Origin of the sequence: Chloracidobacterium sp. (assembly GCA_016720705.1) — a bacterium.
Lineage (GTDB): Bacteria > Acidobacteriota > Blastocatellia > Pyrinomonadales > Pyrinomonadaceae > OLB17.
On record JADKKB010000007.1, the window covers coordinates 444,575 to 470,774 of the forward strand.

The following is a 26,200-nucleotide window of genomic DNA, read 5'->3' on the forward strand; positions in this document are numbered from 1 at the left end:
TCAGCCCAAATAAGATTCGGCTGAAGCCGGGTCTTTTTAGTTTCCCTGCCACTAGCTAAAGCTAGTGGCAATTAATAGAGCAATGGATCTCAACCAAGTCACAATATACAGTGATAGGACGACAGAGATGGTCGAGTTTTTCGAAAAGCTCGGTCTCACGCGAATCGTCGATTCCTTACCGCGATACGCTAGGCTCGAATGTCCCGATGGCAAATCGACTCTGTCGGTCAGCGAGGCAGAAACGCGAGTGTCAACAAGCGTGCCTTCTCTTAGCATCGTTCTTTATTTCGAATGCGAAGACGTTGACGCCGAATTCGACCGCCTCACAGCCCTCGGCCTTGAATTCACCGAACCACCAACGGACCGACCTTGGTTCTGGCGTGAGGCTTACCTGATGGATCCGAATGGCAACAAGATCTGCCTCTTCACCGCCGGCGACAACCGCAAAAATCCGCCCTGGCGGATCAACCAGGAGCGGAGATAGTCTAAGCACACTCGTCGAGGTTCTTGCGACACGGTTCCCTATACCCAGACGAAACCTACCCAGTTTCTGCCGACCGTGCTTTCAGCGTACACGAAACGTCTTTTTATTGACGTAAATCGCTAAAATTGCACGACGCGTGTAAAATGGTGACAAGTCAGAGACCAGATGCGAATCGGCGGAAGCTAGAATGTCCGCAGTCGCTTCTGAATTCCGAATTCTGACTTCTAGATTCTATACATTATGTCTTTAACTGTAGTTGGTTCGATCGCGTTTGACGGGCTGGAGACGCCGTTTGGTCAGCGTGACAAAATATTGGGTGGTGCGGCAACGCATTTTGGGTTGGCGGCGAGCTTTTTCACACAGGTGAACGCGGTCGGCGTAGTCGGCGGCGACTTTGGCGACGAAGAATGGTCGGTATTTAAACGTCACAATATCAACACTGACGACATTCAAGTCGTGGCGGATGGTAAGACTTTCTTTTGGAAGGGTCGTTACGATTATGATATGAATACGGCTCACACGCTCGATACGCAGCTCAATGTCTTTGAGACGTTTGAGCCGAAGCTAAGCGACAATTCTAAGTCCGCCAAGTTGCTGTTCCTCGCAAATATCCTGCCGATGCTGCAAAAGCAGGTCCGCGAACAGATGCCTGACGCCAACTTTGTCGCGATGGACACGATGAACTTTTGGATCACGTCGATGAAGGACGCCCTCATCGAGACCATCAAGGTCGTCGATTGCATTATTATAAACGACGCCGAGGCACGGCAACTTACGGACGAGCCTAATATTCACAAGGCCGCAAGAGCGATAATGGACCTCGGCCTCAAGGCCGTCGTTATCAAACGCGGTGAGTACGGGGCGACCTTGTTTACCAAGGACGGCTACTTTGCTACGCCGGCATATCCGCTAGAGAGCGTTTTTGACCCGACAGGTGCGGGCGACTCATTCGCCGGCGGCTTTATGGGCTATCTCGCCAGTCACACGTCGATCACTGACGACATTCTCCGACGGGCGATGATCTATGGTTCGGTAATGGCTTCGTTCAATGTCGAGAAGTTTGGCACCGAACGTGTCGATGGTCTCGATTATCCCGAGATCAATCAGCGTTTTAAGACGTTCAAGACAATGACGCACTTTGATGATATTCCATTTGAAAGAGCGACGAACGCGTAGACCTAGATCGAAAAACGGCGATAACACACACGCCTTTTACCGCTCCGGATTGGGGCACGTCGCTTAAGAATGGACAAAAACGTCGAAAATCCATTAGCTCGTTTCGAACGCCGTTCTAATGGCTATGCACTTTTTATTGCCGGCACCATCGCATTCGTCTGTCTGGCGATCGGAATCGGGAGTGCCGTCCAGGCCGGCATCTGGCCGGTCGTCGGGTTTATGGTCGCCGCGGTAGCGTCAATTTGCCACCTTTTTCGTGTTGAGCGTCAACCGAAATCGACGCCTTGATGCCACGAGCGACCGGCGTTTGGTCAAGTGGGATGCGGCAACACCTGAGCTGCAACGTCAAAATGTAAACCTCGAGGTCAAGGAGCTATCACGGCTCCTCGGTGTTGACGACGATTCATTGGGCGACCTTCTTTCGGCATATATCGTTGCCGAGGATCTAGCTCTGCGGCAGATACAGCAGGAGGAAAAGTTGCCGCTGCTCCGCCACGTTCAACTCGGGAGCACGCCATTTGATGCTATTTTGATCGAACAGGATATGATCACTTGCATCGAAGTATCGTTTTTAGTGGTGCCGGATGTGCGTCAGGACAAGATCGAGTCGATGCTTAAAAAGATCAGCATAGCCAAGAAAAATCTTGCGGATATGAAACTCAGGTTGAGGCTCAAGCTGATGCTCGTGCTCGTGACCCAACTCTCGCTTGCCGAAGAGGAAGCCTTGCGCGGGATGCTGATCACAAGACGATTTACTGATACTCCGGTCGATATCGACATACGACTTTTAGATTTTGAATCACTACAGAGAACTTACGTTACGGATTGAGTGCCCGGTCGCGACCTGCACTCGCCGATAGAGAATACTTATGATGCTTGAAAATAAAGTTGGAGTCATTTTTGGCGTTGCCAACAAGCGTTCGATCGCTTGGGCTTGTGCTCAGGCTTGCGCCGCTCAGGGGGCAAAGATGGCATTTACATATCAGGCCGACCGTTTGAAGGAAAACGTCGAGGAACTTGTCGACACCCTTGATGGTTGTATCGTCGTGCCGTGTGACGTGGCGGATCAGTCAACCGTCGATGCTGCATTCGACGCCATCGGGAAAAAGTTCGGAAAGATCGATTTCATAGTCCATTCGATCGCTTTTGCTCCAAAAGAGGCACTCGAGGGCGAATACGTCGCCACCACCCGCGAGGCATTTCGCACGGCACTTGAGATCAGCGCTTTTTCGCTCTCGCAGGTCGCTCTAGCGGCAGCACCGTTGATGAATGACGGAGGCAGTATCGTGACGATGACCTATTACGGTGCCGAAAAGGTCGTTATGAACTACAACGTGATGGGCGTCGCAAAGGCCGCTCTCGAAGCCTCGACACGGTATCTCGCAGCTGACCTCGGCGCCAAGAATATACGTGTCAACGCGATCTCGGCCGGCCCGATCAACACGCTCTCGGCCCGAGGCGTCAAGAATATGGGGTCACTCCTTAGCTACATCGGCGAACGCTCGCCACTCAAGCGCAATGTGACGGCCGCGGAAGTCGGCAATACAACGATGTTTCTCGTCAGCGATCTCGCGAGCGGAATCACCGGCGAAACGATTTACGTGGACTGTGGCTACAACATTATGGGGGTCTAATGGCAACATCTAAATCAAACAAAGCAAAATCATCAGCACCGCGAAAGAAACCCGCGGTCCCGAAAACCGTCGCTGACGTTAAGAAGCGTCAGGAAGAACCCGGCTACTGGCACCTCACCGACGACGAGGTACTTTTGCGTTCTCCTGAACTCGAGGACGAATATCGGACCTCAGACTCGTGGCGCGTTTTTCGCATAATGGGTGAGTTTGTCAACGGATTTGACCATCTGGGAACGATTACTCGCGGCGTGTCGATCTTCGGTTCTGCCAGAACTCGCGAAGGTGAACCGATGTACGAAGCAGCCCGCGAAACAGGCTACCTGCTTGGTGCCGCCGGTTTTGAGATCATCACGGGCGGCGGGCCCGGAATTATGCAGGCTGCCAATCAGGGTGCTCATCAGGCCGGTGCGGTCTCGGTCGGCTGCAATATCGAATTGCCGTTCGAACAACAGGCAAATCCATACCTTACGAAATCACTGACATTCAAGTATTTTATGGTCCGCAAGACCATGTTCATCAAATACAGTAACGCCTATATCATCTTCCCCGGCGGTTTTGGCACAATGGATGAGCTATTTGAGGCACTTACCCTAATTCAGACGCGCAAGATCCGAAACTTCCCCGTGGTGCTCTTTGGTTCACAGTACTGGCAGGGCCTTTTGCAGTGGCTGACCACGATGATGATCAATGAAAAGATGATCAACGCCGAAGACATTGGCCTAATACATCTGACGGACTCGCCTCGCGACGCTGTCGATTTCATCATCAAAACCTGTTATGCGGGGATCGATAACGACTATAAAAGGTAAATTGCGGGTTTTGGCGGCTTTTTGATATACACATACCCGCTATATCGAAAATAACAAACTCATTTAGGAGAACGATCTATGAAATTTCAATTTTCACCGTATGCACTGATCGCATCGGTGGTATGCGGCGGAATCGCCTTGCTTTCTGCCTGCGGTGGTACCGCGACGCCTCCGTCAAATGGAGCTAATGCTAAGACGGTAAACACCGCGAATTCAAATGCGGCGACGAATCCGAATTCAAACTCGACGGTCGCGACGGTTTCCGACAAGCCGCCGATCACGACGACTGCCGACAACCTCCAACTCTCCTCAGACTGGATGGATGCCACCGAGTTTCCGGGGCGGACGATCACCGTATCCGGCTACATCAATCATGCTAGCAAAGATACGCTAAATGTAGGCTATAGTTACGGATCATCTGTCACGGGAAACGGCATTGAATGCAAAGGGGACTTTTCGCAATATCCGGGAATCGAGGATAGAGTTAACGGCCTTGCAAAAAGCAATAAGGCTCCAAAAGCAACCGTAAAAGGCACCTTTACGATCCGCGAGGACAAGACAATGACGCTCGAGCCTTGCGTATTGGTTGATATCGCAAAATGATCGGAAGTTGAAATTTAGACTGAACTTGCGGACGGCAGAGAGTTTACTGCCGTCCACTTTTTTAGCTAGTTTTGTAGTGAGCGGCTGATCCATTCGAGATATGGGCCGGCGACCTTTTCCGCATCGATCGCGACGATTTCAGGTACGTCATAGCTGTGGTTTGCGGAAATGAAATCTCGGACTTCCACCCATTTTTCACGGGTTGTCTTTATCAACAGCAGATGCTCGCTTTCCTTTTGCACTTCGCCCTCCCAGATATACACGGACATCATTGCAGGCAATATTTGGACACACGCCGCAAACTGCCCGGTGACGAGTTTTTCTGCCAAGACGGTCGCGTCAGACTGGCTTTCAACGGTTGTCATCACGATCAACATTGACCTTAATGTTCATTCATCACGCGTTCGTAATCGCCTGTTTCCACCCACTGCAGGATCTCCGAGACCCGCCAGACCGGAAATGGATGCGAGAGGCCGGCGTTGATGATGTCGGCCCAGAATTTGTCGAGTTTGTTCTCGTCGTAATTCGTTTGAAATTCGCGAGCTTGCTCCAGAAACTGGTCGTAATCGACCTTTGACGCGAGCGTGCCTCCACCGAGTTTCATCATTGTACGGCCGATCACGTGCGGATCCTGCGTTACAAGCAGTGCGGCCCTATCACAGGAAAGCTCGGCACGCCGTGACCACGCGAGTAGTGCACTCGATATGCCTGCTGAAACTATAAATTTAATTATGTCGCTTCCCGGTATCAGTCGGGCGACCGACAGGTTTGCTAAAGCTTCCATCAGGCGTGCAGCCGTCAAATAAAGTACGTGTTCGGCGTGTATGTGACCCACTTCGTGAGCAATTACCGCCAGAGTCTCTTCATCCGTAAGGCGTTCTATCAGCGCCGAATGGAGGACGATCACCGGGCGTTCGACGCCACCGGTGAATGCGTTGACCATAGGATTTTGCTGGATGAACATATCCGGCATATCGACGCCAAGCGTCGTGCAGGCGATCTGGAGCTTTGCATAAAGGTCCGGACACTGCTTGGGTGTGACCTTGATCGCGGACGCCATAAATGACACGCGGATCGCGGACTCACCGGTAACGGCCAGAAGCTTCTTAAGGGCGGTGTCGATGCCCGGAATAGCTCGCAATGCCGCAAGTGCCTTGCTGTCGGCCGGGTGGATGTATTCGTGCTTGTTGAGGGCCGCGAACTTCTTATGCGGTGCGTTCGACAACGGGAGTTTGCACTTGCCGCATACAGCGTCGCCGTTTACGTATCCTTCCTTTACTGCATTCTTCTGTCCACAATATCTACAGCGCACGGAAAGGCTCTTAGTTAAAGTGGTCGATGTTTCTTCACCGTCGGGTTTCTTCTTTGCCATGAATAGATTTTATTAATTGGTACAAGCTTTAGCTAGTGTAATGGAAGGTTTTTAACCCCGGCTTGAGACTAAATGCTTTCAATTCTGATATCAGTACGATAATACTTGCCTATTGTTCGGCTAAAGCTGAAAATATTGAAAATTCCCCCCCCCTAGATAAAGCCGGTCGCAATTCATGACTCCACGTTTCGAACTTTCGAATGGCGAAGAAGTGTCTCAAATCATATGAATATATGATTTGTCTAAAATAGTGGGAGTTTGTAGGCAACATCCCCGCTATTCCGGAGTGAAATCGACACCGGTCAACTCCTCGTACGGATTAATAACTCGAGTAGTAAACACGTAGCGTTTCGACCGGACCGCAACGACATACGATTCGCCGGCGACGATCTCGTCGAATCGGAAATAGCCGAATGAACCGGTTAGAGTACTTCGGACACTGCCGCGTGTGTCGGTGATCGACACGCTCGCATTACGCAAGCCAAATCCGTCCGGCGAAAAAACCCTGCCTGAAACCGAAACATTAGCTGCGGTCGGAGCAAATCCGCATGCCGAGTAGATGACGTCATTAAAGTCGTCAGTAAAATACAGACATTTTCCGGGCAGGCCGTCACGCCGAGCACCGAAATCGAGATCGGTCACACCGCGGGCGTTGAAGTTTTCCATCCCATCCGTGTAATTATTTCCGATTCCGCTAATAAATGTGCTCGAAACGGACGACGCATTGCCGCCTGCTGCAGTCGCAAGGATAACGCTTGATCCGGCCGAACAGTTGCCGCCGGACGAGAATACGTCGCCCGCTATCGGATTGACCGCACCATTGGAGAGAATGTAACTCGAACCAAGTGTACGCATGTTCGATCCCGTCAGATAATTGAAAGCGAACGGCGTCCCGTCAATGTGTCCGGTCGTGTCGATCTCAAACTCGCGCGGCGTTCGTCCTTCCGGTGCGTCCGAATAGACGACGTAGTCACCGTCCGGCTGGATACCGAACCGGTCGCCAAAATTCGCCGAGTCATTGAGGTAGCTTCCGAGGAATGTTGCTCCAGTTCCCGCCGTGACACGGTAAAAGCTGTTCGGCGAACCGTACTGCATCATTATTAGATTGCCGCCTTCGTCCGCCTCAAGGCCGTAACGTACGGTGTCGAACCCAACGTCCGCGTTGAAGACCGCAGCCGGCCCGCCCGCAGGATTAATGCTGTAAATCCTGCGGTCGGTGCCGACCGTGTAGAGCAATCCGTCTACTGGATTCAGTTCGAGGTTTACGAGGGAACGATGCGGGATCTGATAATTTCCGAGCAAGTTAGTATTGCCGTTAGGAAGAATTCGGAAAAGGTCGAAGCTCCATTGGACGGGCTGCGCACCGCAACTATTTGTCAGCCCGGTCGGGGGCTCGATAAAGTTGTTGTCGGTCGCAACAAACACGGTTCCGTCGGTGTTCGAAGCTGCGATTCCGACGATATGCCTGTTCTTAAGCGAGCCGGGAATGCTAACGATACCAAGCGTGTAACCGGTAGTTTGTACCTGCGGCTCGCCGTTGTCGTCAATATTCAACGTCGCCGCACTTGTACCAAGCGTCGCTCCGCCGGTCGGATTGCTGAGCGTAAGGTTGAGGTCCTCAATGCCCTCGGTCAACAGGTCGTCCCGCACGAAGACGCTGAACGTTCTCTCGGTCACGCCGGGAGCGAACATCAACGCGCCGCTCGAAGCAATATAGTCGCTGCCGACGACGGCCGTGCCATCCGACGTTGCGTAATTCACCGTCACCGTGGAAGAGATCGTGCCTATATCGCGCCAAACACGAATCGTCGTCGCTCCGCCGGATTCGTTAGCTGAGAAACTATCCGCAGCGAACGAAATATTACTCCCGCCGCCGCCGCCGCCCGGAGCACCGCCGGCGACAAAGAACAAATTACGGTTATCATCTAGAACGGGCAGGTTAAACAACGATGGATTGAACACGGTTCCGGCCCGCGAAGCTGATACGGTGTAGGAACGATTTGGGAGAGCATCAAGAAAAATGAAGTTACCCGCCGCATCTGTAAGTTTTGTCTCCGAACTCGACCCACTGAGCGCGATCATCGCATTTGGAACAGCAACTCCTGTTACATCGACGGTGCGCCCCTTGATCGCAAAGTTTCCCAACTTCGAAACAAAAGCATCATAACCGCCTGCATAATCGGTTTGAAAAGCATTCGCCGTCGTCGGAAATTCCGAGGACGTAGTAAATCCCGTCACGTATACATTATTGGCGGCATCCAACGCGATGCCCCTTCCCGTATCACCCTGCGAGCCACCCAGAAACGTTGAATACGTGAGTCCGCTACCGGCCGGATTCAGTTTCGATACAATCGCATCCCAACCGCCACTTACAACGGGATCGAACGCATTTGCCGTAATCGGAAAAGTGTCGCCACCTAGTCCGGTGACATATGCGGCGCCAAAACTATCGACAGCGATGTCGTTTCCGTCTTCTGTACCGTTCCCGCCGAGGTAGGTCGAATACGACAGCGTATTGCCAGCAGGTGACATCTTAGTAACGAAAATATCGAAATTACCGCTGCCGCCGTACGTGTTGTCATAAGTTCCTAACGTAACCGGAAAGTCCACGCTGGCTGTATTACCGGTTGCATAGATATTTCCGAGTGTGTCTAACGCTATAGCAAATCCATTATCATAGCCAGATCCTCCAAGAAATCCCGAAAACACGAGTGCATTTCCGGTCGGATTGATTTTTGTCACGAATGCATCGGAGCCTCCGTTATAAGTTGCGTCAAATGCTCCGACGGTAGTTGGAAACGAGCCTATTCCGTTTCCGTCAGGCCCGCTTTGAGTAGAGCCGGTGGCAATTGCGTTTCCGAAATTATCAATGGAAATCGCTCGGGAGAAATCAGAGTTACTTCCGCCTAGAAACGTTGAATATACTAGGGCAGAGCCGCTCGGATTCAATTTGCTCACAAACCCGTCAAAGCTGCCGCCATTGTATGTCGTGCTGTAGGCTCCTGGCGTCGTGGGATAGTTACCGTTAGTATAGCCGGTGACAAGCGCATTTCCGGTTGAGTCGACGGCGATTCCTAGGCCAAGCTCGTAGCCAATATCACCGATAAACGTCGAATAAATGAGTTGATTTCCGGTTGCGTTCAACTTGGATACGACGACATCAAGAGTGCCCCCGGTCAAGACTGCATCGTAGGCTCCGGCGGTGGTGGGATAATTTACACTTCGTGAATCCCCCACCACGAAAATGCTACCCGATGCATCTATCGCCATAGAAGCTACTTCTTCGGTGTCATCTCCTCCGATGTAGGTTGAAAAAATTACGTTGGCGCCATCTGGGGTCATTTTCGATACGAAAATGTCACTACCACCGTTATATGTTGTATCGAAAACACCACTCGTTGTTGGAAATAGGTCAGACGAAGTCGTGCCTATGACAAATACGTTGCCCGCTCCGTCTACGGCGATATCGCGGCCCGAATCACTGCCCCCTCCGCCGAGAAAGCTAGAAAAGGCGAGATTGTTGAGAGCAGGATCTATGACGAGTGGTTTTGAGCGGTCGTATTCTCCGAGCCGAAAACGAACACTTGTCGTTCCGGTCAATTCGTAGCTGCTTGCAATGGCGTACTTGGCTCCGTTTGTTTGCTGATAGCTGAACGGGCTGGATTGCTTGATCGTTCCGGCGGCAGTGTTTATCAGCAAATCGCCGGTTTCTGAGTCAATATTGATCGAGTCGGCTCCGGCAAAATCCAATTCGATCTGCGAAGCATCGGCGTTAGGCTGGACGATAAAATCGTACTGGCTTTTGTTTTCGGCATTCCCGTAAAACTCAAGGTCGATATCTTCGTAGATCTCTTCGTACCGAACCCGCGAAAACGCGGGAACGTCGGTCAGCCAACGCGACGGATCGTTCCCGCGAAAATAGTTTGCCCGCGTCGCGAGTTCGCCATCACCCGAAACCTCAGCCGCCGGATTCGCACCGACAAACTGCATCCTCAGTGCGAACGCCTGACGTGGAGACGCGGAGACATCTCGCCCAAGCGGCTCTATTTCGTCGGGCCTTCCTATCTCCCTGTCTCCCTGTCTCCCCTTCTCCCCATCTCCTGCGAACGGCATCGGCAGCACATAAACCGCCTCGGTCGCGGCCAAATACATCGTACTGCCCGCACCACGCGAGATAAATTTTGCGCGCTCGTCAACCTGACCGCGATTCTGCTCGAAGTAGATCTTCGATCTCACATCGCGGCTAATCGGCGAGGGTGTTGCCGATACGACTACCTGCCGTTTGTTGAGTACAAACGATAAAATCAGGCCTACGGTAACTAACAAAACGATTGATGTTCGCAATATCTGAACCTGTTCTTTTTTCAATTGGACCCTCCGTATTTACCTTGTCGGCTAAGTCTTGCCGATCAGCATCCTTAAGTTATGTTTATGAAGTATTCTTTGGGAGTTGGCTAAACTTCTCTTCTTTGCTCATTTACCCGTCGGACAGCCAATTACCGTGATCCGAGCACTCGAGCGATACACTTCCGGGCTGTACCGACCGCCGCCCGCATAATCTTGTTTGACGCGGACGCTCGCGACGCGGCAATAAGGATGGTCATCGCTCGAATCGCGATAGTAAATATTAGCGTTCTTATAGCGATAAGACGGCAACAGGCCATAGTTGTCCTTTTGAATTTGCCAGCCAGCGTTCTCGACACCGATGCCGTGGACCTTGATCGTCGCCCGAGTCTTGAAAATGCCCATTGCCTGCTTCTCCGCGGCTGCATCTCGAAACTTGAACCACGAAGGTAATACCTTATACAAGGGTATTTTTTTTGCGGCGGAAGCGGCGAGAGCGTCAAGCAGCGGATCGAGCGTCGGCTTAAATTCTTCAGAATCTGCGAGCCATTTAGCTCGTTCACGTTTCGAAACAGCGTATAGAAGATAGTCGGCGGTTGAAGCACTTACTAGATAATTGCGTTCGGCGGGGTCGTAGTCATCCACCTCCTTTTGCATTTTCTTGATGTCCTCTAAATACATCTTCATATAAACGCTCTCGGACGATCGCCGCGTTTGTTCTCCGCCGATCGCGCAGGGCATATATTCGGCGAGATTACTAATGATCTCTTCCCAGATACCCGGATTGTATTGGTACGACTTGCCCGTGTTCGGACGCGACTTGAGCTGGCTTTTCAACTGCCGCCCGATCTCGGCAAGCTGCGGCTGTTCTTCCAACAAAGCAGCCTTCATCTCCTTGCTGTCTTGGAATCCGCGCGCTCGAAAGGCTCCGTCGGTTACTTTGAGAAGTTCCAGATTGTGTTTTTTGGCGTAGCACGCGAGATATGGCTTTATTAACTCATTGTTGCCCCACTTTATGCGGTCAAAGGCTCCCGTGTCGTATGGCTCATCGTCTGTCTGCGCCGAAGCTTGAACGGCAAGGAAGCAAACGATCAGAAATGTAAACTTTAAGATTGGATGGTAATTCATAATTCCTCGCGTATTTAAATGTGATCTATGGAACAAAAACATTTGGGACCGGCAGATCTCCGGCGATTCCAAATTGTTGAATCAACGTTCCTGCCGTTGACCTTTGTACAAACCAATTATTGGATGATGGACGAAAAACAGCGGGATCGGACTTCCCGTCTCCGTCGTAGTCGCCGGAAAGTGGAATATCACCGTTTGTTCCGAATGGAAACGCGTAGAATGAAAGATCCTCGGAACGCAGGATGAACCAGTTCCCGTTCGAAGGTCGCCAAAACGCGACATCTGCCTTGCCGTCGCCGGTATAATCGCCTTGCATTGGCTTATCTGCCGACGTGCCGAATTGGAGGGCGTATACGCTACCGTTTGAACTGCGGCGGATCCACCATTCTGAACCGACTATGCCATTTGGTCGAAAGATCGCTATGTCGGCTTTGCCGTCGCCGTCATAGTCGGCAATAACAGGTTTATCGCCCGCCGCTCCGAAGCTAATAATATCTGTCCCGCCTGATGACTTTTGAATAAACCAGGTTTGGCTACTTTGGCGGAAAACAGCGGGATCGTCCTTTCCGTCGCCGTCGTAGTCGGCCGGAACAGGCGTGTCACCATTTGCACCGAAAGGAAACGCAAAAAAGGAATTGTCTTCGGAGCGCAAGATATACCAAAATCCCGTGCTCGGTCGCCAAAAGGCAACGTCAGCTCTACCGTCGCCGGTATAATCGGCAGGTACGACCTTGTCCGCCGCCGCGCCAAATTGAAACGCGGCATTTCCGCCGTTAGAGGATTTTAGATACCACCACTCACCGAGATTTGGTCGGAATATCGAAATGTCCGTCTTACTGTCACCGTCGAAATCGAATTTCGTCCGTACCGAACTGTTCTGCAGTCTGATAAGACCGAACATTCCGCCGGCTTCGCCAGCTACTACGGCTCGGCCCAACGAATCTAGAACAATCGCGTTTCCGATATCGCTCACGAAAATATTAAGAATGACTTTACCGGCAATACCGTATGACGAATCGAGCGAGCCGTTGGAATTGAATCGGACGATCGCGAAATCACTGTTTGTTCCACTATCAGCAAAACCCGCGACTAATATTTTTCCACTAGGTTCGATTACAATTGAGTTTGCACCATCAGAACCTACACCGATTGAAATGAATGCAAAACCGTCGCCGTCGAATGACGTGTCGAGCGAGCCGTTCGAGTTGAATCGAACTAATGCGAAATCAGATGGATTGTTGGCGGAGCCTGCAACGATGATCTTACCGTCCGATTGGATCGCAACTGACTTACAGTCGCCAAAAGTAATGGTGCCGGCCGGTGTAATGGCCTTTCCATTTATGCCAAATGAACTATCGAGGGAACCGTTCGTCGTGTACCGCGAGACACCAAAAGCCCCGCCAACCTTTCCAGCGACTACGATCTTACCGTCTGATTGAATCGCTACCGTTTTTGCAAGATCCTCAGCCGCGTCAAAATCAGTGGTCAGTTTGCCATCTCCGTCGAAAGAGCTGTCAAGGGTGCCGTTCGAGTTGTAGCGCACGACGGCAAAATCGCTATCATTTCCGGGCGAAACCGTATAGCCTGCAACAACAATTTTGCCGTCTGACTGTATGGCGGTCGCGGTCGCAACAGTTTCGCTCGTCCCAACGACCGTAGCGACGCTTATATCGACCGAACCATTCGAGTTATAGCGGGTCATGTTGAAGCCCCCAATACCCGCTAGATAACTGACCGTAACAATTTTGCCGTCAGGTTGAATTGCTAGTCCGTTGTTCTCGAACGAAGACACTCGTCCATCACCGTCAAACAGATCGTCAAGCGTGCCGTCACCATTGAAACGCATCAATCCGCCCAGACCAGCAGCGACGATCTTACCGTCAGGCTGTATCGCAAGAGATTTGGCTCTCGCTGTCAAGCTACCAAAGTCATCAACTCTTTTTCCGTCCGTATCGAATGTCGTATCAAGCGAACCATCCAGATTGTATCGGGCAAGAGCAAAATCATCGCTGTTGATCCAAGAGTAGCCGACCAAAGCAATTTTCCCTTCGTGATATGTCGTAGCGTTCGCAATGTCCGTGGAAGAACCAATCGGAGTGGTGACTCGACCGTCACCGTCAAAAGTGGTGTCGAGCGAACCGTTCAAGTTCAATCGAACGAGCTCAAAGTCATATTGCCCTTCAATATTACTGCTAAAACCTGTCAAAATTACTTTTCGCGTTACACTTCCGCTTGCCTGAATCAGCATCCCGGTGGCTCCCCCGTAGGATGAACCGACCTGTACAGTTACTTTCCCATCGCCGTCAAAAGAGGTGTCGAGTGAGCCGTCCAAATTGTAACGGGCGGCCGCAAACTTGTTGGTTTGACTAGATCCACCAACGACGATTCGATCGGGAACTCCTGTTCCCGGATTTCCAGGCAGAAGTCCTACTGCTGTCGCGTAACTTTGCAAGGAACCACCCTCAATGTTAGTTATTACAATGCCGTCAGTATCAAATGAAGAATCAAGCGAACCATCGGAGTTATATCGGACAATGGCAAAGTTAGCGAGCCCGATCGGACGAGCGGTGCCTACGACCAGAATCTTGGTTCCCTGAAGCATTACTGCAGAAGCTCTATCAGTCCCAGCACTAACTGTGGTAGTCACTACGCCGTCGGTGTCAAAAGTGTTGTCAAGCGAACCGTCTATGTTGAGGCGAACGAGAGCAAAAAACTCTCTAGTACTGGTAATACGCGATCCCGCAACAATGATCTTCCCATCTGGCTGTATTGCCATTGAGCTAGCAACTAAGCCAGGAATGATCGATGTAGTCATTCGTCCGCCGAACCCAAATGAAGAGTCCAACGAACCGTCCGTATTGAACCTAGTCACGGCGAAGTCACTCACAATCGTGCCTGCGACAACAATCTTGCCGTCTGTTTGAACTTTCACGGCGGCGATTTCGCCCCTCGACAAAAATACGTCAAAACTTCTTCCCGATGTCCAGATCGAGGTGTCGAGCGAACCATCGGTGTTGTAACGCGCCACTACTGCACCGTTGCTACTGGTCCCGGCGACAATTAGTTTGCCATCCGGCTGAACCGCAACAGCGTATGCTCCATCGCTACCACCGCCAAAACCCCATCGTGCTATGCCTCCTTGAGCAAAAGTCGTATCAAGGTCGCCCGGCACAGCTCTGACGCTTTGCCATAGACTCATCGTGGCGAAAATAATTGCGATAGTTGTAATGATCTTTGATTTCGTATTCATTGCCATATATCCGTAACCCTTGATTCGACGATCCGCAAAAACTGCTTCCTATTTGTTCAAACAAGTCGCCTTGTTGTTCTGTCGAAAATTCCGATAGTTGCCAAAATCAATCGAAAATAGCGATGAAGATAAGGACTAGTTTTGTGCGAAAGAGGCTTGAGTCTATTTCCGAACAAGTTTCGCTCGACCCTTGCATTATTTTGGTATTTTTACTGAGTTCCTCCGCCTTTTCGGTTTCTCTAGAGGTTCCTTTAGCCAATTCATACTCTTTGTAAGATAGCTCTGCTATTACCCTTGCCTTATCCGCATTTTCGCAAGCCAGGCCTTTTCTTCCGCCGTCGAAAAGAATCGATTTAAGCGGCAAAAACCCTCCACCACAAACAGAAGACATCCCAAGAGCAACAGTCCGGTTCCAAATGCTTTTCGACAGCCACCATTATTTGCAACAATGTTAGCCGACGACGCTAGCGACACCGATGGATTCAAAGTCGGAAATAGATCGCCTAACGGCTACCACAGACTTTCACCAGTTCTAATCCCTTTATCGTTCGGTGACAGCTGACCGTTACGGAACATGTCCAGAACCTGAGCCACTTCAAAAGGCCCAAGTTGCCGACCGTTTTTATGAATGTAGATCGGCATTAAGTCTTCCGCCGAGGCACAGCTACCGTGCTATTCAGTAACGACTTTGCACGATTTCAGCGCGACCGACATATCGTCCTCGAAAACACCCGATACAGTCACGATCGAATCGGCCGTGATCTTTGCAAATGCCGCTTTGTCTGCATCGCTGAATTGACAACTCAACATGAACATCAAGTCTCCGCCCTTTTGGCTTAGCGACAAATATCCGGTTTCCGTGGGTCCTTTCGGCATTAGCGGAGAGCTTCCGACCCAACCTTTTACAATAATTGTTTTGCCTGAATACTTGGCCTTAGTTGCGTCCTTCGATTGCAAATACTCGGCACGCAATTCACCAACCGGAATTGCCGTTTCGGTAGCTGTCTTTGGGGAACCGCACCCAGCGATCGCGAAAATGAAAACGAAAAACAAAATGTAATTTCTCATGTTCATTCCCCTAAATATCTACAAAGTCGCCGCCCTGCCTAGCCCGTTCCTGAACACGAACATTTGTCGGTCTGGTGCTAGGAACGATATCGCCCACGACCTTCGCAAAGATCTTGCCCATTTCAGCAATGAGGGAGCCAACAGCATTTGCCGGAGGAGGCAGTTTCTCGACAAGCTTTCCGAGACTTTGCATCGCAGTTCCATAAGCCTTCGCCGCTCCCACCGGATCCGTTCGAGGATCAAAATTCCTGATACGCCTGATGTCGTTGACTAACTTATAGCTGTCGTCGTACAAGCTTGCGTAAGCGAGCGGCGTCGAGATAGCGTTTTTGATCACGCCGATCTTCCCCCTCAAAGCTCGTACTTTGTCTGCGTAAGGCCCGAATTCGGTCGCGAATTCGACGACCGAGAGTGAGTTGTCCAATTCGTCAAGCTCGCCTTCAAGCATCTCAAGCGTTTTTTTCGCTGAGTTGCTCACTGGGCCGCATATTGCGTGTCCGGCCAATCGCGGATCTTTACAAATCGTCCAACTGATCGGTTTGAATACTTCGTCTGCTAGATCGCCCATAAAATTCTCCTCCCATGATCACGAATGTTGACTAAAACCCAGCCGACCGATTCGTGTAATATGCTTCCGATTTCGGAGTCGCAGATTGGCACATAATATTCGTGGCCCACCAATTGTGGGTCTTTGCAGCTCGTGAAAACAACCGATCTCGCTAGCACTCCAGTCAAAACAAGTTCCGAGCAAGGACAGCGTTTGGTGCAACGAAAATCCTGAAGCCTCGGATCATCACTTAGTAATAACGACTCCGGTGTTGTTAAAATCGTAGAATTCTAAATTGATTTTCTCGCTACCTTTGTTCATCTCGACATAGTAGCGGTCGCCCGACTGGTCAAATTTTCCCAACTGCCAACCCTGTGCTTTGAGAGCGTCGGTGTAATTTTTCGTAACTGTCTTTTTGTCGTCCTTGTGAACGGCTCGAAACTCATTAGGCTCGCTTTTCCAAACGACGGTGTTTTCTTTGACCGGCAAGTTCATCGCCGACCAAGGTGCTGTCATCGGCACGGCCGTGACCTCGGGTTTCCAGCCGCAGCTGAACATCAATAGGGTGAAGAGGGCGATTCCCAAATTTGTAATCAATATTCTTTTCATAAAATTCCTCCTGGTTGGTCCGGTCTAGAATCCTGTCAAGGAATTTCCGTAAAATGCGTCCGACTTGGGTGTCGCGGCGTTCCATTTATCGACCGATCCCATAACTTTCACCGGCACAACGATCCTGAAATTTGTAAGGAACATCTGATCGGACCAGACATTTCGAGCGATCCATCCTTTACTGTCGATTGTGAAATTCAGCTCACGCACCTGCGTGCCGCGGTGAAATATCTTTGCGGTGTATTCGCCCGGCTTGTCACGGGTGAAAAATGATTTGGGAAATCGTTCCCTCTGCGATTTTTCGTTCTCGACCATAAACTTGTCCCAGTTGAAAAGCCATTGCCTGTATTTGCAGACCTCGGGTTTTTCATAACAGCCCTCGCCGCGTTCAAAGAGAGGAGTGATCGCTCCGCCGTCGTCCGTCGAGGCAATCTCCTGATTACCGAAATAAAGCCGAGCCTCCATATCCTTGCCGTCTAGGTTTCCCTTAAACCACATGTAAACGTTCGGTTTCAGCGCACTCTCAAAACTGTCGTTATATTGAAATCCGACATACCCGGTCGGTAGCAGCCAATCGTTATCCGTATAGAAAAGAAACGAATTCTTGTATTTCGGGTCACCGGGGAAAAGTGGATGTTTGGCTATCTTGAATTTGCCCTGAAAAATGATCTCATTGTTCTTTGTATTGACGATCTTTAGACCGTACGTTCCCGTGGTTACAGTCGAGGTTTTATCAAAGTCCTGTGAAAAGTCACTCGAAATGCGGACAGTTTGATCGGCTCCTCCGCTGCCGAACCGAAGTGGTTCAGTGAACCAAGGCGTGCCATCCGCATTTGTCCACTCGGCGTTGTAACGCAGATTTACGCTGTTATCGAAGAAAACATTGAATTTCACGGTCGGAATCCAACTGCTGTAGTTATCCTGCTTGGGAAATTTCCAATATCGGCTCTCGGTTCTAACGTTGATCTCTAGCGAATCGCGCAGTAAGCGTGGGATGGAATCAGCCTTGGGAGGTGAGAGTACATCAAATCCGCCAACTGCTCGGCCTGTGCTTTGGTCCTTTTCAGCGGGATTCGGTGTTTGTTCCGTCTTTGGTTGCTCTTTTTTTATCTTTGGTAGCTTAATTGTAAACTGGGCCATTGAAATGCCGCAAAAAGATAGCCAAACCAGCACAACTAAGGGCAGTAAGCCGACAGATCTTTCTCTCATATTTCTCCTTATACATACACGAAATCCCTATTCAGAACGGGCTAAGTCGTGTTAGAATCGTCCGATAGCAAAGTTAAAATAAGTGTACGGCCGTTATATGTATCCAGTCCTTTGAACGCGGCGAGATATTTCTTAGAAAGTTATTAGACGTTGTATGTCGTTGGGAATAAACAGCTTTCAGTTCGGTGAATTTACTTTAGACTCCAGTGAGCGAATTTTATTTCGAAATGGACGGCCGGTTGCACTGACGCCAAAGGCGTTCTCGCTATTAGTAACGTTGCTCGAAAGCCGCGGGCACCTTGTCGAAAAAGAGCACCTTATGGAGGCCGTTTGGGCTGGCAGTTTCGTCGAACAGGGAAATCTGACGTTCACTATTAATCAGCTACGAAAAGCTCTTGGCGATAATTCACAGAACCCCCGTTTTATTGAAACCGTACCGCGTCGTGGTTATAGATTCATTGCTGGGGCGAGCACAAACCTGGAGCAAGATGGAATTGCGAACCGAACGGTGCCGCCTGCGGCAATACATGGGACAAATCGGCAAGCATCACGCAAACGGCGTTCAGGGGTCTTTGCTCTCTGCCTTGCATTACTGATCACTCTTGCATGGTATGCGGTTGGCAGTCTCGGAAAGGCCGATCATCTGGACCCGATCATGTCGGCACCTTTCAAATCCGAAGCATTTTCAAGATCCGGAAACGTTCGTCACGCCGTGATCTCACCTGACGGTAAGTTCGTTGTTTATTCACGTGAAAGCGGCACGAAACAAAACCTATGGGTACGGAACCTCGCGACTGCCGAAAATATACAGGTGACACCCCTGTCAGACGATCATTATTTGGGACTCGCTTTCTCGAGAGATGGTTCATACGTATATTTCGTACGAAAGGCGGCGGCGGACGATGCTCAGACAGCGATCTATCGGGTTGGGGCGTTTGGTGGAATTCCCTCGAAAATTGTCGAAAAGACCGAGGGTTGGATAAGTCTTTCACCGGATGACCGCCAAATATCGTTTGTCCGCTGCCTTTACTCAGACGCCGATTTTTGTTCTCTTTTTGCTGCAGATATTGACGGCACTAATGAACGCAAGATCGTATCCAGGCCACGTCCAAATCGCATCAGCGCTAATCAGTTTTCACCCGACGGCAGATCTATCGTCTTTGCATCGGGGCAATCTAATAACGGCGTAGGAGATTTTCAGCTCTTTCAAACTGATCTGTTTGCCGGTGATGAGCGGGTTATAACGAGTCGCGGATTCTTTAATATCAAAAGCATTGTATGGCTGCCTGCCGGTGATGAATTGCTGTTCGTGGCAATGGAAGCGTTGGATCGAAACGCCAAAATATGGCAGCTGTCCCCGAAAACGCGAAGTGCCAAACCATTGACAAATGATACGGATAACTATGGAGCGATCAGTCTCGATAACAAGACATCGCGGATGGTAGCCACTCAGGTCACAAATAGCTTTCGGTTAAGTCGAACAATTGGGGGACAGACAACCGAACTTGTTGCGGCCCGTGCATTTGGGTTCTTTCCTAATGGAGACATTGTCTATCAGGCAGACGACAGTAATATTTGGTCAATTAATGGTCAGGGCGGAAGCCAGAGCCAGTTGACTAGTGATCCGGCAAGTGACATTTTCCCGCGGGTGTCCCCCGATGGCAAATTTATCTACTTTTCGTCAAACCGTTCCGGATCAAACCACTTATGGCGAATGAACTCGGACGGGACCGATCAGATCCAGTTAACTCAAAACGAAGGCGGCCAGCCCAGTTTTGTGTCACCGGACGGAAAATGGGTCTATTATGTCTCAGCCTTTCGATTCAATCTGTGGAGGGTTGCCAGCGAAGGAGGCGAAGAAATGCTTGTGAATGAACGGAAGATCGTCGAACCCGCACTCTCCCCGAACGGAGAATTGGTAGCATATTTCTTTAAGGACAAAAAATGGCAGATCGGTATTCTGGATATCCGTAACAACCGGCAGATTAAGGTTCTCGACTACGCCGAAGGAAAATCGCGTCCGGTCAAACTCACTTGGTCTGTAGATGGACGCTCGATCAACTATGTCTCATTTGTAAACGCGAGGAACTCCCTTTGGCATCAATCCTTTGATGAAAGTAAGCCCAACTTTCTGGCTGATCTCGGCGAGAAAGAAATCACTGATTTCTCGCTCTCACCCGATGGAGTCGGGTTCGCCAGTATCGGCGGTAAATGGGTTTACGACGCCGTCCTGATCGAAGGGCTAAGATAACTTCTGACTTTTGGAATCCACGTGGAGCCGAACTACGGACTCGACGTGGTGTGTCTGGGGAAACAGGTCAAGCCCGACGATCTTGTCGATCCGATAGCCTGCATCGAGCAATATTCTCAGATCACGAGCCAATATCGACGGTTCACAGGAAACGTACGAGATCTCCTTCGGCCGCAGATCGGCAATCTTTTCGATCGTGCCCTTTTCCGCTCCGGAGCGTGGCGGATCGATCAATATGAAATCGGTCGATGCAAGATTGCTAGAGTTCAAAAAGTCACGAACCCCTGCTCGCCGAATCTCGATATTCTTACGTCCTGCACGGGCCGCATTCCTCTTGGCAAACCCGACGGCAACGGAATTGTCTTCGACCCCGATAACATTTCTAAATTTTCGCGCGAGCGGCAATGCAAAAAGACCTACGCCACAATAAAGGTCAAGTGCCGTTGAACCGGACGCTCCGCCGACTGCGAACTCAATAAGTTTGTCGGCGAGAAACCGGTTTGCTTGAAAGAAACTCCGCGCGGAAAATGAATATTCCTCCCCGGCGACCGTCGCGGTTATTTCTGATGTCGGCTCGGCCATCTCATTCGAGAATGTCGATGATTGACCACCGTCCCCGCAGACAGCATCCATCTCGGCCGTATCATCCCAAAGCATTGCCCAGTCGATCTGTTCAGTAATTTCTTCGAGCAATAATTGGGTTTCAGAGGTCAGGATCGGACATTTGTCGACATTTACCACATCGTGCGAGTCGCGGCGAAAATAACCAACAGCTTGTTCGATTCGGTCAAGATGCCATTTTGCCCTGGAGCGATATCCGAACTCTTGCGGGCTCGCGATAACATCGATACTTTCGATGTCGATCTTACCGATGCGGTGCAGACAATCACGAATTATATCCGACTTGGCCTGGAGTTGTCCCGGATAAGCGATCTGCTGAAAGTCGCATCCGCCGCACACGCCAAAATACTCGCATAACGGCGATACGCGGGTAGCTCCCGGAACGATAACGGATACGATGTCCGCAAACGCCGTTTTGTGCTTAATATGGCTGATCCGAACTCGCACTTGATCGCCCGCCGCCGCTAGCGGCACAAAGACTGTCAAATTTTCCGCAAATGCGAGCCCGAAACCGCGAGGAACGATCTTCTCGATCGTTACGTCGAGTTCTTCACCTAGATTATATTTATGACTCAAGCTACGTTTTCAACCTCGATCTCGATTCCGCCGACAAATCCGGCGAAGAGATTATAGATAAGTGCCCCGATAGCACCACCGACGAACGCCATCAAGGTGTAGATCACCGGCAACGCGATCATTACGACGATCCCCATAACGATCCCGCCTCCGCCAAGCATCAAGCCGGCATCGCCCCTTGCACCGGCAGCTCCAATGAGCGAAAAGATAATTATAAACAGCCCGTACGGTACCGCTATTAGTAAACTAATGACAAATGCCATCGCTGCATACATTTTTGCGACCGAAAGGACGCCAAGCTTTTTGATCCTAAGTGTGCTCATTATCGAGGTCTCCTTTTGTGATTTTTTAAAACTCGATTTGATTATCACACGAAACTATCGAAATGGACTCATTAACGCTTTAGATCGAAATTTCCCTCTTCCAGAATACGGCGCAGAGTAAATAGGTCCTCATCACTCGTGTACGAAATCACAAAACAGATCGCGTGCCCGTTGCGGATCATTGCGTACATTCGCTTTTTACCCTCGATCGATGTCGTATCAAGAAACGCGAACTGAGCGGCTCCAAGTTGTTCGGCGTCAGTTTCGGAATACTGAAAATCAGGCGGTAGTTTCATCGAACGATAAGTCGCACGGATCGCGTCAATGTAGTCGACGGCGTCCTTGATCTGCGGATTCGGCCTGAGATCCTCGGTGGATATGCGGACTATGGAGTTGCCGTCGGATCCGGGCATTGACCGATACGCCGTCAAAAGTATTTTGACGCGCTTGAGTGCGTCATTTACCTTGGCCTGGCCCATTGGCGTAAGAGTCGCCGGGGCCTTCAAACTGAGGTCAAATCCCTGGGCTTTCATTGTCTGCTCGAAATCGTCGCCCGGAATGAGCCAAGACATCGGAAATTCGACCTCGAATCGGTAGGCGGTGTTGGTGTAGGTTCGTCCGACGACCGAACCTTTTTCATCATCCGGCTTTTTGCTTTCATCGGACGGAACGGTCGCCAACGGCTTTCGCGGAGTCGGTCGCGGTTTGATCTGCGCGAGTGATGTGACGGCAAACGCTGCAATCAGGACGAAAATAGTCAAAATTTTAATCATAAATAAAACAAGCCGAACCGTGGTATACCCGATTCTTCGCGTAATCGTTTGAGGAGCATTAGCTCGAACATATTGGCATATGCCTCTGGTTCCATACTCTTTTTATACTCTTTGAGTTGGGTAGCGATCTGCTTTTTCAAACTGTTTAGATGCTCAGGATCCCAATTTGTCACCATCGAACGTTCGAGTAATTTTTCTATATCCAAAAGCGTGCCGTCGATCGCCTCGAATTGATCGGTCAGATTGCCCTTTAATTCTTCGAGTCGGTTGATCGATCGCTCGATATCCTCAGTTAAACCGGGCGTGCGGCAGGCACAAAGGGCGGCGATCGCATCAGCGATATGGCCCGCGATCTGTTCCATCGAAAACATTTCATCGGCACGGCTAGTCGCCTCACCGACAGTTTTTCCCGCCTGGGAGCGTGACCATTCTGCAAACTGAATTTCGACCTCCTCGCGACAATAGAAAAGACTCTTGATCGAACGCGTACCCGCAGGTTGCTTGTCAAAGACATTAAACACCGATTCGATCGACCTGATAACGATATGCAGTGGGATGCCCCGTTCCTGCCAGGCCTCGATCAGAGCCCAATCCAGCGGACTCAGGAAAAGATTCTTTGCCCGCCGCCGGATAAACGTGTCTTCGATCTCGGTATAGTAATTGTAGTAGTTCAAGAAGTTGCTGCCTCGGTCAATGTGAGCTCGCGGGCGATTTGTCGCCTTTTAAGTCACACTAACTATTCGATCTTTACTAATTAGTTGAAATGCTACGCAAGCCAAGGGTCGAAGTCAAAAATCACTCCGAATTATGCTAATCTAAGGCCAGTATGGCAGAGCGTCGCGACAAATTTGAAACCTCGTCGGGCATTGAATTGCCCAATGATTTTAACCCTCAGAATACGACCCCGATCGACTATGAAGCTGATATTGGCCGTCCGGGCGAATTCCCCTATACTCGCGGTGTCCGTAACAATCTCTATCGCGGCCGATTTTGGACAATGCGCCAATACGCGGGTTTCGCAACGGCTGAGGAGTCGAATCATCGTTACAAATATCTCCTTTCGCAGGGCACGACCGGCCTGAGCGTCGCTTTTGATCTGCCGACGCAGATCGGACTCGATTCCGACGATCCGCTTTCGAAGGGTGAGGTCGGAAAGGTCGGTGTAGCTATCGATAGCTTAGACGATATGCTGACGCTCTTTGACGGTATTCCGCTCGATCAGGTCTCGACCTCGATGACGATCAACGCGACGGCCTCGACGCTCTTATGTCTTTATCTGGCGGTCGCCCGCAAGCAAAATGTCGCCTTTGACAAGGTCAGCGGAACGATCCAAAACGACATTCTAAAGGAATACATTGCCCGCGGCACGTATATTTACCCACCCAAACCGAGTCTCAGGCTGATCACGGACACATTTGCCTTCTGTGCGGCCGAGGTACCGAACTGGAACACCATCTCGATCTCGGGCTACCATATCCGAGAGGCAGGCTCAACGGCGGCTCAAGAGATCGCATTTACACTTGCTGACGGCATCGCCTACGTTCAGGCAGCGATCGATGTTGGGCTAGACATCGATGATTTTGGGCCGCGGCTTTCGTTTTTCTTCAACGCTCATAACGATCTGCTCGAAGAGATAGCTAAATTTCGCGCCGCCCGTCGACTGTGGGCCCGAATAATGAAAGACCGATTTGGAGCTAAGAACCCCAAGTCGCTGATGCTCCGCTTTCACACTCAGACCGCTGGTTCGACGCTTACCGCTCAACAGCCGGAGGTAAATATCGCACGGACCACGATCCAGGCACTCGCCGCTGTGCTGGGCGGCACCCAGTCACTGCACACTAATTCGATGGACGAGGCACTTTCGCTGCCAACCGAGAGTGCCGCCCGTATCGCCCTGCGTACACAACAAGTTATCGCAAATGAATCCGGCGTTGCCAACACGGTCGATCCGCTGGCGGGGAGTTACGCCATTGAGCAACTCACGACCGCACTGGAAAAGATCGCCGTCGATTACATCGAAAAAATAGACACAATGGGCGGAATGCTCCGCGCCATCGAAACGGGCTATGTCCAGAGCGAGATCCAAGACGCGGCCTATGATTACCAAAAGGCCGTCGAGTCAGGCGATGCGGTTGTTGTCGGTGTCAACCGATTTCAGATCGACGAAAAATCGCTGATACCGATCCTACGGGTCAACGAGCAGATCGGGCGCGATCAAGTTGAACGCCTTCAAGCTGTCAGGGCTAAACGTGACAGCATTGCCGCGGACAGATCACTGAAACGCATCGCGGAGGCCGCATCGGGCGAAGAAAACCTGTTGCCGCACATTCTTACGGCCGTCGAATACTTCGTTACAGTCGGCGAGATCAGTCACGCTCTCCGTGCTATCTGGGGCGAATATCGCGAGAATCTCACAATTTAGTTCGCTGGCCCAAAATCCCTTTTTTACTTCAGCAAAATTTTCTGCTGACAAACTTCGTTTAACTGTGTTATTCTCACAAATGGCCGTTTTGTTCGGCTTTACGAGCGTATTTTCTATCGACTTCCCACACAAGGCGTTCTGTACGCAATATGGACAAAATCAACGAATTCCTCAAATCACTACTCTCAACCTGCAGCGAAGAACTTCATCTGGAGCCCGAGAAGAATCCATATCTCGTCTCTGTCTCCGGTGCCACGGACGTGACAAATGTCCCGCTTTTGGGTACGCAGATCAGTATGATGGTATTTCCACTGATCCCGCCCGAGACCAAGGCGGCTTTGCCGCACAATACCGAGGTCGAATTTGTTTACAGTAACGAACTCGGCAACTTCGGGTTCCTCGTTCAAAAGTCGCCGGCGGGATTCAACGTCACCATCCGGCCGATGCTCAGTGATGTGTCGCCGAATATCACTATGCGGGACACGCTTCCGACTCAGGCACCGACGATTCCGATGCCGGCCGAAGTGCCTTTTCCGGCTGTTGAACCGCAAACTCAGATCGCCCCGGAACCAAACGCCAGTCAATACGTTTTTGAAAGTGCATCAGCTGGCGTCGAATACAATCCTGATGTGTCAGTTCTCACTGACATCAGTACCGAACTGGTCCTAGACGATCCGGTCGCTCAGTCCGCAGACAATATCGTGTTTGACTCACCTAACATTGAAGTCGTATCAGTTAGCGATCCGGAATACACGACAGTGTTCTCTGACTCTGCGGGTTATGAACCTCCCGCTCGCCGCGACGATTTTACGGGTGAATACATCCCGCCAACATTTGATCAGCCGGCACCGGCAGCGATCGAGCCACCTCAACCCCCTGTGGCCGCCGTTCCGCCGCCGTATGAACCGCCGCCGCAAATGCACCCGCCAACCCCGCCGCAGCCTCCGCCGAGCCAGATCGGGTTCGCACCGTCAGTAAGCGATCCACAAATGGCCGCCCGG

At 50.8% G+C, this 26,200-nt stretch carries 23 protein-coding genes; 9 read left to right on the forward strand and 14 right to left on the reverse strand.

Features of this window, described 5'->3' with window-relative positions; translation table 11 throughout:
* The first annotated feature begins 82 nt into the window (after positions 1–82).
* The 7 genes from IPQ00_09195 to IPQ00_09225 all read left to right on the forward strand — a co-directional run bounded on the left by IPQ00_09195 (position 83) and on the right by IPQ00_09225 (position 4,706).
* Complete coding sequence (locus IPQ00_09195) at positions 83–484, forward strand: VOC family protein (protein MBL0240733.1); 402 nt, start codon at positions 83–85, stop codon at positions 482–484.
* Positions 485–724: 240 nt separating this feature from the next.
* Positions 725–1,660: a bifunctional hydroxymethylpyrimidine kinase/phosphomethylpyrimidine kinase gene (locus IPQ00_09200; protein ID MBL0240734.1), complete on the forward strand. Its 936-nt coding sequence runs from the start codon at positions 725–727 to the stop codon at positions 1,658–1,660.
* Positions 1,661–1,729: 69 nt separating this feature from the next.
* Complete coding sequence (locus IPQ00_09205; GenBank protein MBL0240735.1) at positions 1,730–1,948, forward strand: hypothetical protein; 219 nt, start codon at positions 1,730–1,732, stop codon at positions 1,946–1,948.
* Positions 1,920–2,489 (forward strand): hypothetical protein, encoded by a 570-nt coding sequence (locus tag IPQ00_09210; protein ID MBL0240736.1) that lies wholly within the window; start codon positions 1,920–1,922, stop codon positions 2,487–2,489. The genes IPQ00_09205 and IPQ00_09210 overlap by 29 nt, the downstream gene beginning before the upstream one ends.
* Positions 2,490–2,529: 40 nt before the next feature.
* Positions 2,530–3,294, forward strand: coding sequence for an enoyl-ACP reductase (locus IPQ00_09215; protein ID MBL0240737.1), 765 nt, complete (start codon positions 2,530–2,532; stop codon positions 3,292–3,294).
* Entirely contained in the window at positions 3,294–4,103 is an 810-nt protein-coding gene (locus tag IPQ00_09220; protein MBL0240738.1) for a TIGR00730 family Rossman fold protein, read from the forward strand. Before IPQ00_09215 ends, IPQ00_09220 begins: the two co-directional genes overlap by 1 nt.
* 78 nt (positions 4,104–4,181) lie before the next feature.
* Positions 4,182–4,706: a hypothetical protein gene (locus IPQ00_09225; protein MBL0240739.1), complete on the forward strand. Its 525-nt coding sequence runs from the start codon at positions 4,182–4,184 to the stop codon at positions 4,704–4,706.
* A gap of 65 nt (positions 4,707–4,771) precedes the next feature.
* Here IPQ00_09225 and IPQ00_09230 read toward each other — a convergent pair whose 3' ends face one another.
* The 10 genes from IPQ00_09230 to IPQ00_09275 all read right to left on the reverse strand — a co-directional run bounded on the left by IPQ00_09230 (position 4,772) and on the right by IPQ00_09275 (position 18,233).
* Positions 4,772–5,071 (reverse strand): divalent-cation tolerance protein CutA, encoded by a 300-nt coding sequence (locus tag IPQ00_09230; GenBank protein MBL0240740.1) that lies wholly within the window; start codon positions 5,069–5,071, stop codon positions 4,772–4,774.
* A gap of 17 nt (positions 5,072–5,088) precedes the next feature.
* Positions 5,089–6,078, reverse strand: a complete 990-nt coding sequence (locus tag IPQ00_09235; GenBank protein MBL0240741.1) for a M48 family metallopeptidase — start codon at positions 6,076–6,078, stop codon at positions 5,089–5,091.
* Positions 6,079–6,354: 276 nt separating this feature from the next.
* Positions 6,355–10,446: an SBBP repeat-containing protein gene (locus tag IPQ00_09240; protein ID MBL0240742.1), complete on the reverse strand. Its 4,092-nt coding sequence runs from the start codon at positions 10,444–10,446 to the stop codon at positions 6,355–6,357.
* A 105-nt stretch (positions 10,447–10,551) separates the two neighbouring features.
* Entirely contained in the window at positions 10,552–11,550 is a 999-nt protein-coding gene (locus IPQ00_09245) for a hypothetical protein (GenBank protein ID MBL0240743.1), read from the reverse strand.
* A 25-nt stretch (positions 11,551–11,575) separates the two neighbouring features.
* Complete coding sequence (locus IPQ00_09250) at positions 11,576–14,800, reverse strand: VCBS repeat-containing protein (protein MBL0240744.1); 3,225 nt, start codon at positions 14,798–14,800, stop codon at positions 11,576–11,578.
* Between the two features lie 510 nt (positions 14,801–15,310).
* A complete protein-coding gene (locus IPQ00_09255) occupies positions 15,311–15,442 on the reverse strand; it encodes a DUF4339 domain-containing protein (GenBank protein ID MBL0240745.1) in 132 nt (43 codons plus the stop codon).
* A gap of 30 nt (positions 15,443–15,472) precedes the next feature.
* The gene (locus IPQ00_09260) at positions 15,473–15,868 is read right to left on the reverse strand and encodes a hypothetical protein (GenBank protein ID MBL0240746.1); all 396 of its coding nucleotides are present in this window, start codon (positions 15,866–15,868) and stop codon (positions 15,473–15,475) included.
* Between the two features lie 10 nt (positions 15,869–15,878).
* Positions 15,879–16,436, reverse strand: coding sequence for a hypothetical protein (locus tag IPQ00_09265; protein MBL0240747.1), 558 nt, complete (start codon positions 16,434–16,436; stop codon positions 15,879–15,881).
* 225 nt (positions 16,437–16,661) lie between these two features.
* Positions 16,662–17,024 (reverse strand): hypothetical protein, encoded by a 363-nt coding sequence (locus IPQ00_09270; protein ID MBL0240748.1) that lies wholly within the window; start codon positions 17,022–17,024, stop codon positions 16,662–16,664.
* A gap of 24 nt (positions 17,025–17,048) precedes the next feature.
* Positions 17,049–18,233 carry a hypothetical protein gene (locus tag IPQ00_09275; protein MBL0240749.1) on the reverse strand — a complete coding sequence of 395 codons (1,185 nt, stop codon included), beginning with the start codon at positions 18,231–18,233 and terminating at the stop codon, positions 17,049–17,051.
* A gap of 154 nt (positions 18,234–18,387) precedes the next feature.
* Between IPQ00_09275 and IPQ00_09280 the strand changes: the two genes are divergently transcribed.
* On the forward strand, positions 18,388–20,484 hold the full coding sequence (locus tag IPQ00_09280; protein ID MBL0240750.1) for a PD40 domain-containing protein: 2,097 nt from the start codon (positions 18,388–18,390) through the stop codon (positions 20,482–20,484).
* Here IPQ00_09280 and IPQ00_09285 read toward each other — a convergent pair.
* The 4 genes from IPQ00_09285 to IPQ00_09300 all read right to left on the reverse strand — a co-directional run bounded on the left by IPQ00_09285 (position 20,476) and on the right by IPQ00_09300 (position 23,451).
* Entirely contained in the window at positions 20,476–21,681 is a 1,206-nt protein-coding gene (locus IPQ00_09285; protein MBL0240751.1) for a class I SAM-dependent RNA methyltransferase, read from the reverse strand. The genes IPQ00_09280 and IPQ00_09285 overlap by 9 nt on opposite strands.
* Complete coding sequence (locus IPQ00_09290; protein MBL0240752.1) at positions 21,678–22,004, reverse strand: hypothetical protein; 327 nt, start codon at positions 22,002–22,004, stop codon at positions 21,678–21,680. Before IPQ00_09290 ends, IPQ00_09285 begins: the two co-directional genes overlap by 4 nt.
* Positions 22,005–22,075: 71 nt before the next feature.
* Complete coding sequence (locus IPQ00_09295; GenBank protein ID MBL0240753.1) at positions 22,076–22,765, reverse strand: hypothetical protein; 690 nt, start codon at positions 22,763–22,765, stop codon at positions 22,076–22,078.
* Positions 22,766–22,773: 8 nt separating this feature from the next.
* Complete coding sequence (locus IPQ00_09300; protein ID MBL0240754.1) at positions 22,774–23,451, reverse strand: hypothetical protein; 678 nt, start codon at positions 23,449–23,451, stop codon at positions 22,774–22,776.
* Between the two features lie 152 nt (positions 23,452–23,603).
* Here IPQ00_09300 and IPQ00_09305 point away from each other — a divergent pair, with 152 nt between their 5' ends.
* Entirely contained in the window at positions 23,604–25,199 is a 1,596-nt protein-coding gene (locus tag IPQ00_09305) for a methylmalonyl-CoA mutase family protein (protein ID MBL0240755.1), read from the forward strand.
* The last annotated feature ends 1,001 nt before the right edge of the window (positions 25,200–26,200 follow it).

What these genes read in the sequence shown, in the direction of transcription:
- IPQ00_09245 (MBL0240743.1), bottom strand. Translation starts at nt 11,550, where the DNA reads ATGAATTACCATCCAATCTTAAAGTTTACATTTCTGATCGTTTGCTTC.
- IPQ00_09215 (MBL0240737.1), top strand. Translation starts at nt 2,530, where the DNA reads ATGATGCTTGAAAATAAAGTTGGAGTCATTTTTGGCGTTGCCAACAAG.
- IPQ00_09290 (MBL0240752.1), bottom strand. Translation starts at nt 22,004, where the DNA reads ATGAGCACACTTAGGATCAAAAAGCTTGGCGTCCTTTCGGTCGCAAAA.
- IPQ00_09270 (MBL0240748.1), bottom strand. Translation starts at nt 17,024, where the DNA reads ATGAAAAGAATATTGATTACAAATTTGGGAATCGCCCTCTTCACCCTA.
- IPQ00_09195 (MBL0240733.1), top strand. Translation starts at nt 83, where the DNA reads ATGGATCTCAACCAAGTCACAATATACAGTGATAGGACGACAGAGATG.
- IPQ00_09275 (MBL0240749.1), bottom strand. Translation starts at nt 18,233, where the DNA reads ATGAGAGAAAGATCTGTCGGCTTACTGCCCTTAGTTGTGCTGGTTTGG.
- IPQ00_09255 (MBL0240745.1), bottom strand. Translation starts at nt 15,442, where the DNA reads ATGCCGATCTACATTCATAAAAACGGTCGGCAACTTGGGCCTTTTGAA.
- IPQ00_09280 (MBL0240750.1), top strand. Translation starts at nt 18,388, where the DNA reads ATGTCGTTGGGAATAAACAGCTTTCAGTTCGGTGAATTTACTTTAGAC.
- IPQ00_09230 (MBL0240740.1), bottom strand. Translation starts at nt 5,071, where the DNA reads ATGACAACCGTTGAAAGCCAGTCTGACGCGACCGTCTTGGCAGAAAAA.
- IPQ00_09225 (MBL0240739.1), top strand. Translation starts at nt 4,182, where the DNA reads ATGAAATTTCAATTTTCACCGTATGCACTGATCGCATCGGTGGTATGC.
- IPQ00_09265 (MBL0240747.1), bottom strand. Translation starts at nt 16,436, where the DNA reads ATGGGCGATCTAGCAGACGAAGTATTCAAACCGATCAGTTGGACGATT.
- IPQ00_09220 (MBL0240738.1), top strand. Translation starts at nt 3,294, where the DNA reads ATGGCAACATCTAAATCAAACAAAGCAAAATCATCAGCACCGCGAAAG.
- IPQ00_09305 (MBL0240755.1), top strand. Translation starts at nt 23,604, where the DNA reads ATGGCAGAGCGTCGCGACAAATTTGAAACCTCGTCGGGCATTGAATTG.
- IPQ00_09235 (MBL0240741.1), bottom strand. Translation starts at nt 6,078, where the DNA reads ATGGCAAAGAAGAAACCCGACGGTGAAGAAACATCGACCACTTTAACT.
- IPQ00_09200 (MBL0240734.1), top strand. Translation starts at nt 725, where the DNA reads ATGTCTTTAACTGTAGTTGGTTCGATCGCGTTTGACGGGCTGGAGACG.
- IPQ00_09260 (MBL0240746.1), bottom strand. Translation starts at nt 15,868, where the DNA reads ATGAGAAATTACATTTTGTTTTTCGTTTTCATTTTCGCGATCGCTGGG.
- IPQ00_09205 (MBL0240735.1), top strand. Translation starts at nt 1,730, where the DNA reads ATGGACAAAAACGTCGAAAATCCATTAGCTCGTTTCGAACGCCGTTCT.
- IPQ00_09250 (MBL0240744.1), bottom strand. Translation starts at nt 14,800, where the DNA reads ATGAATACGAAATCAAAGATCATTACAACTATCGCAATTATTTTCGCC.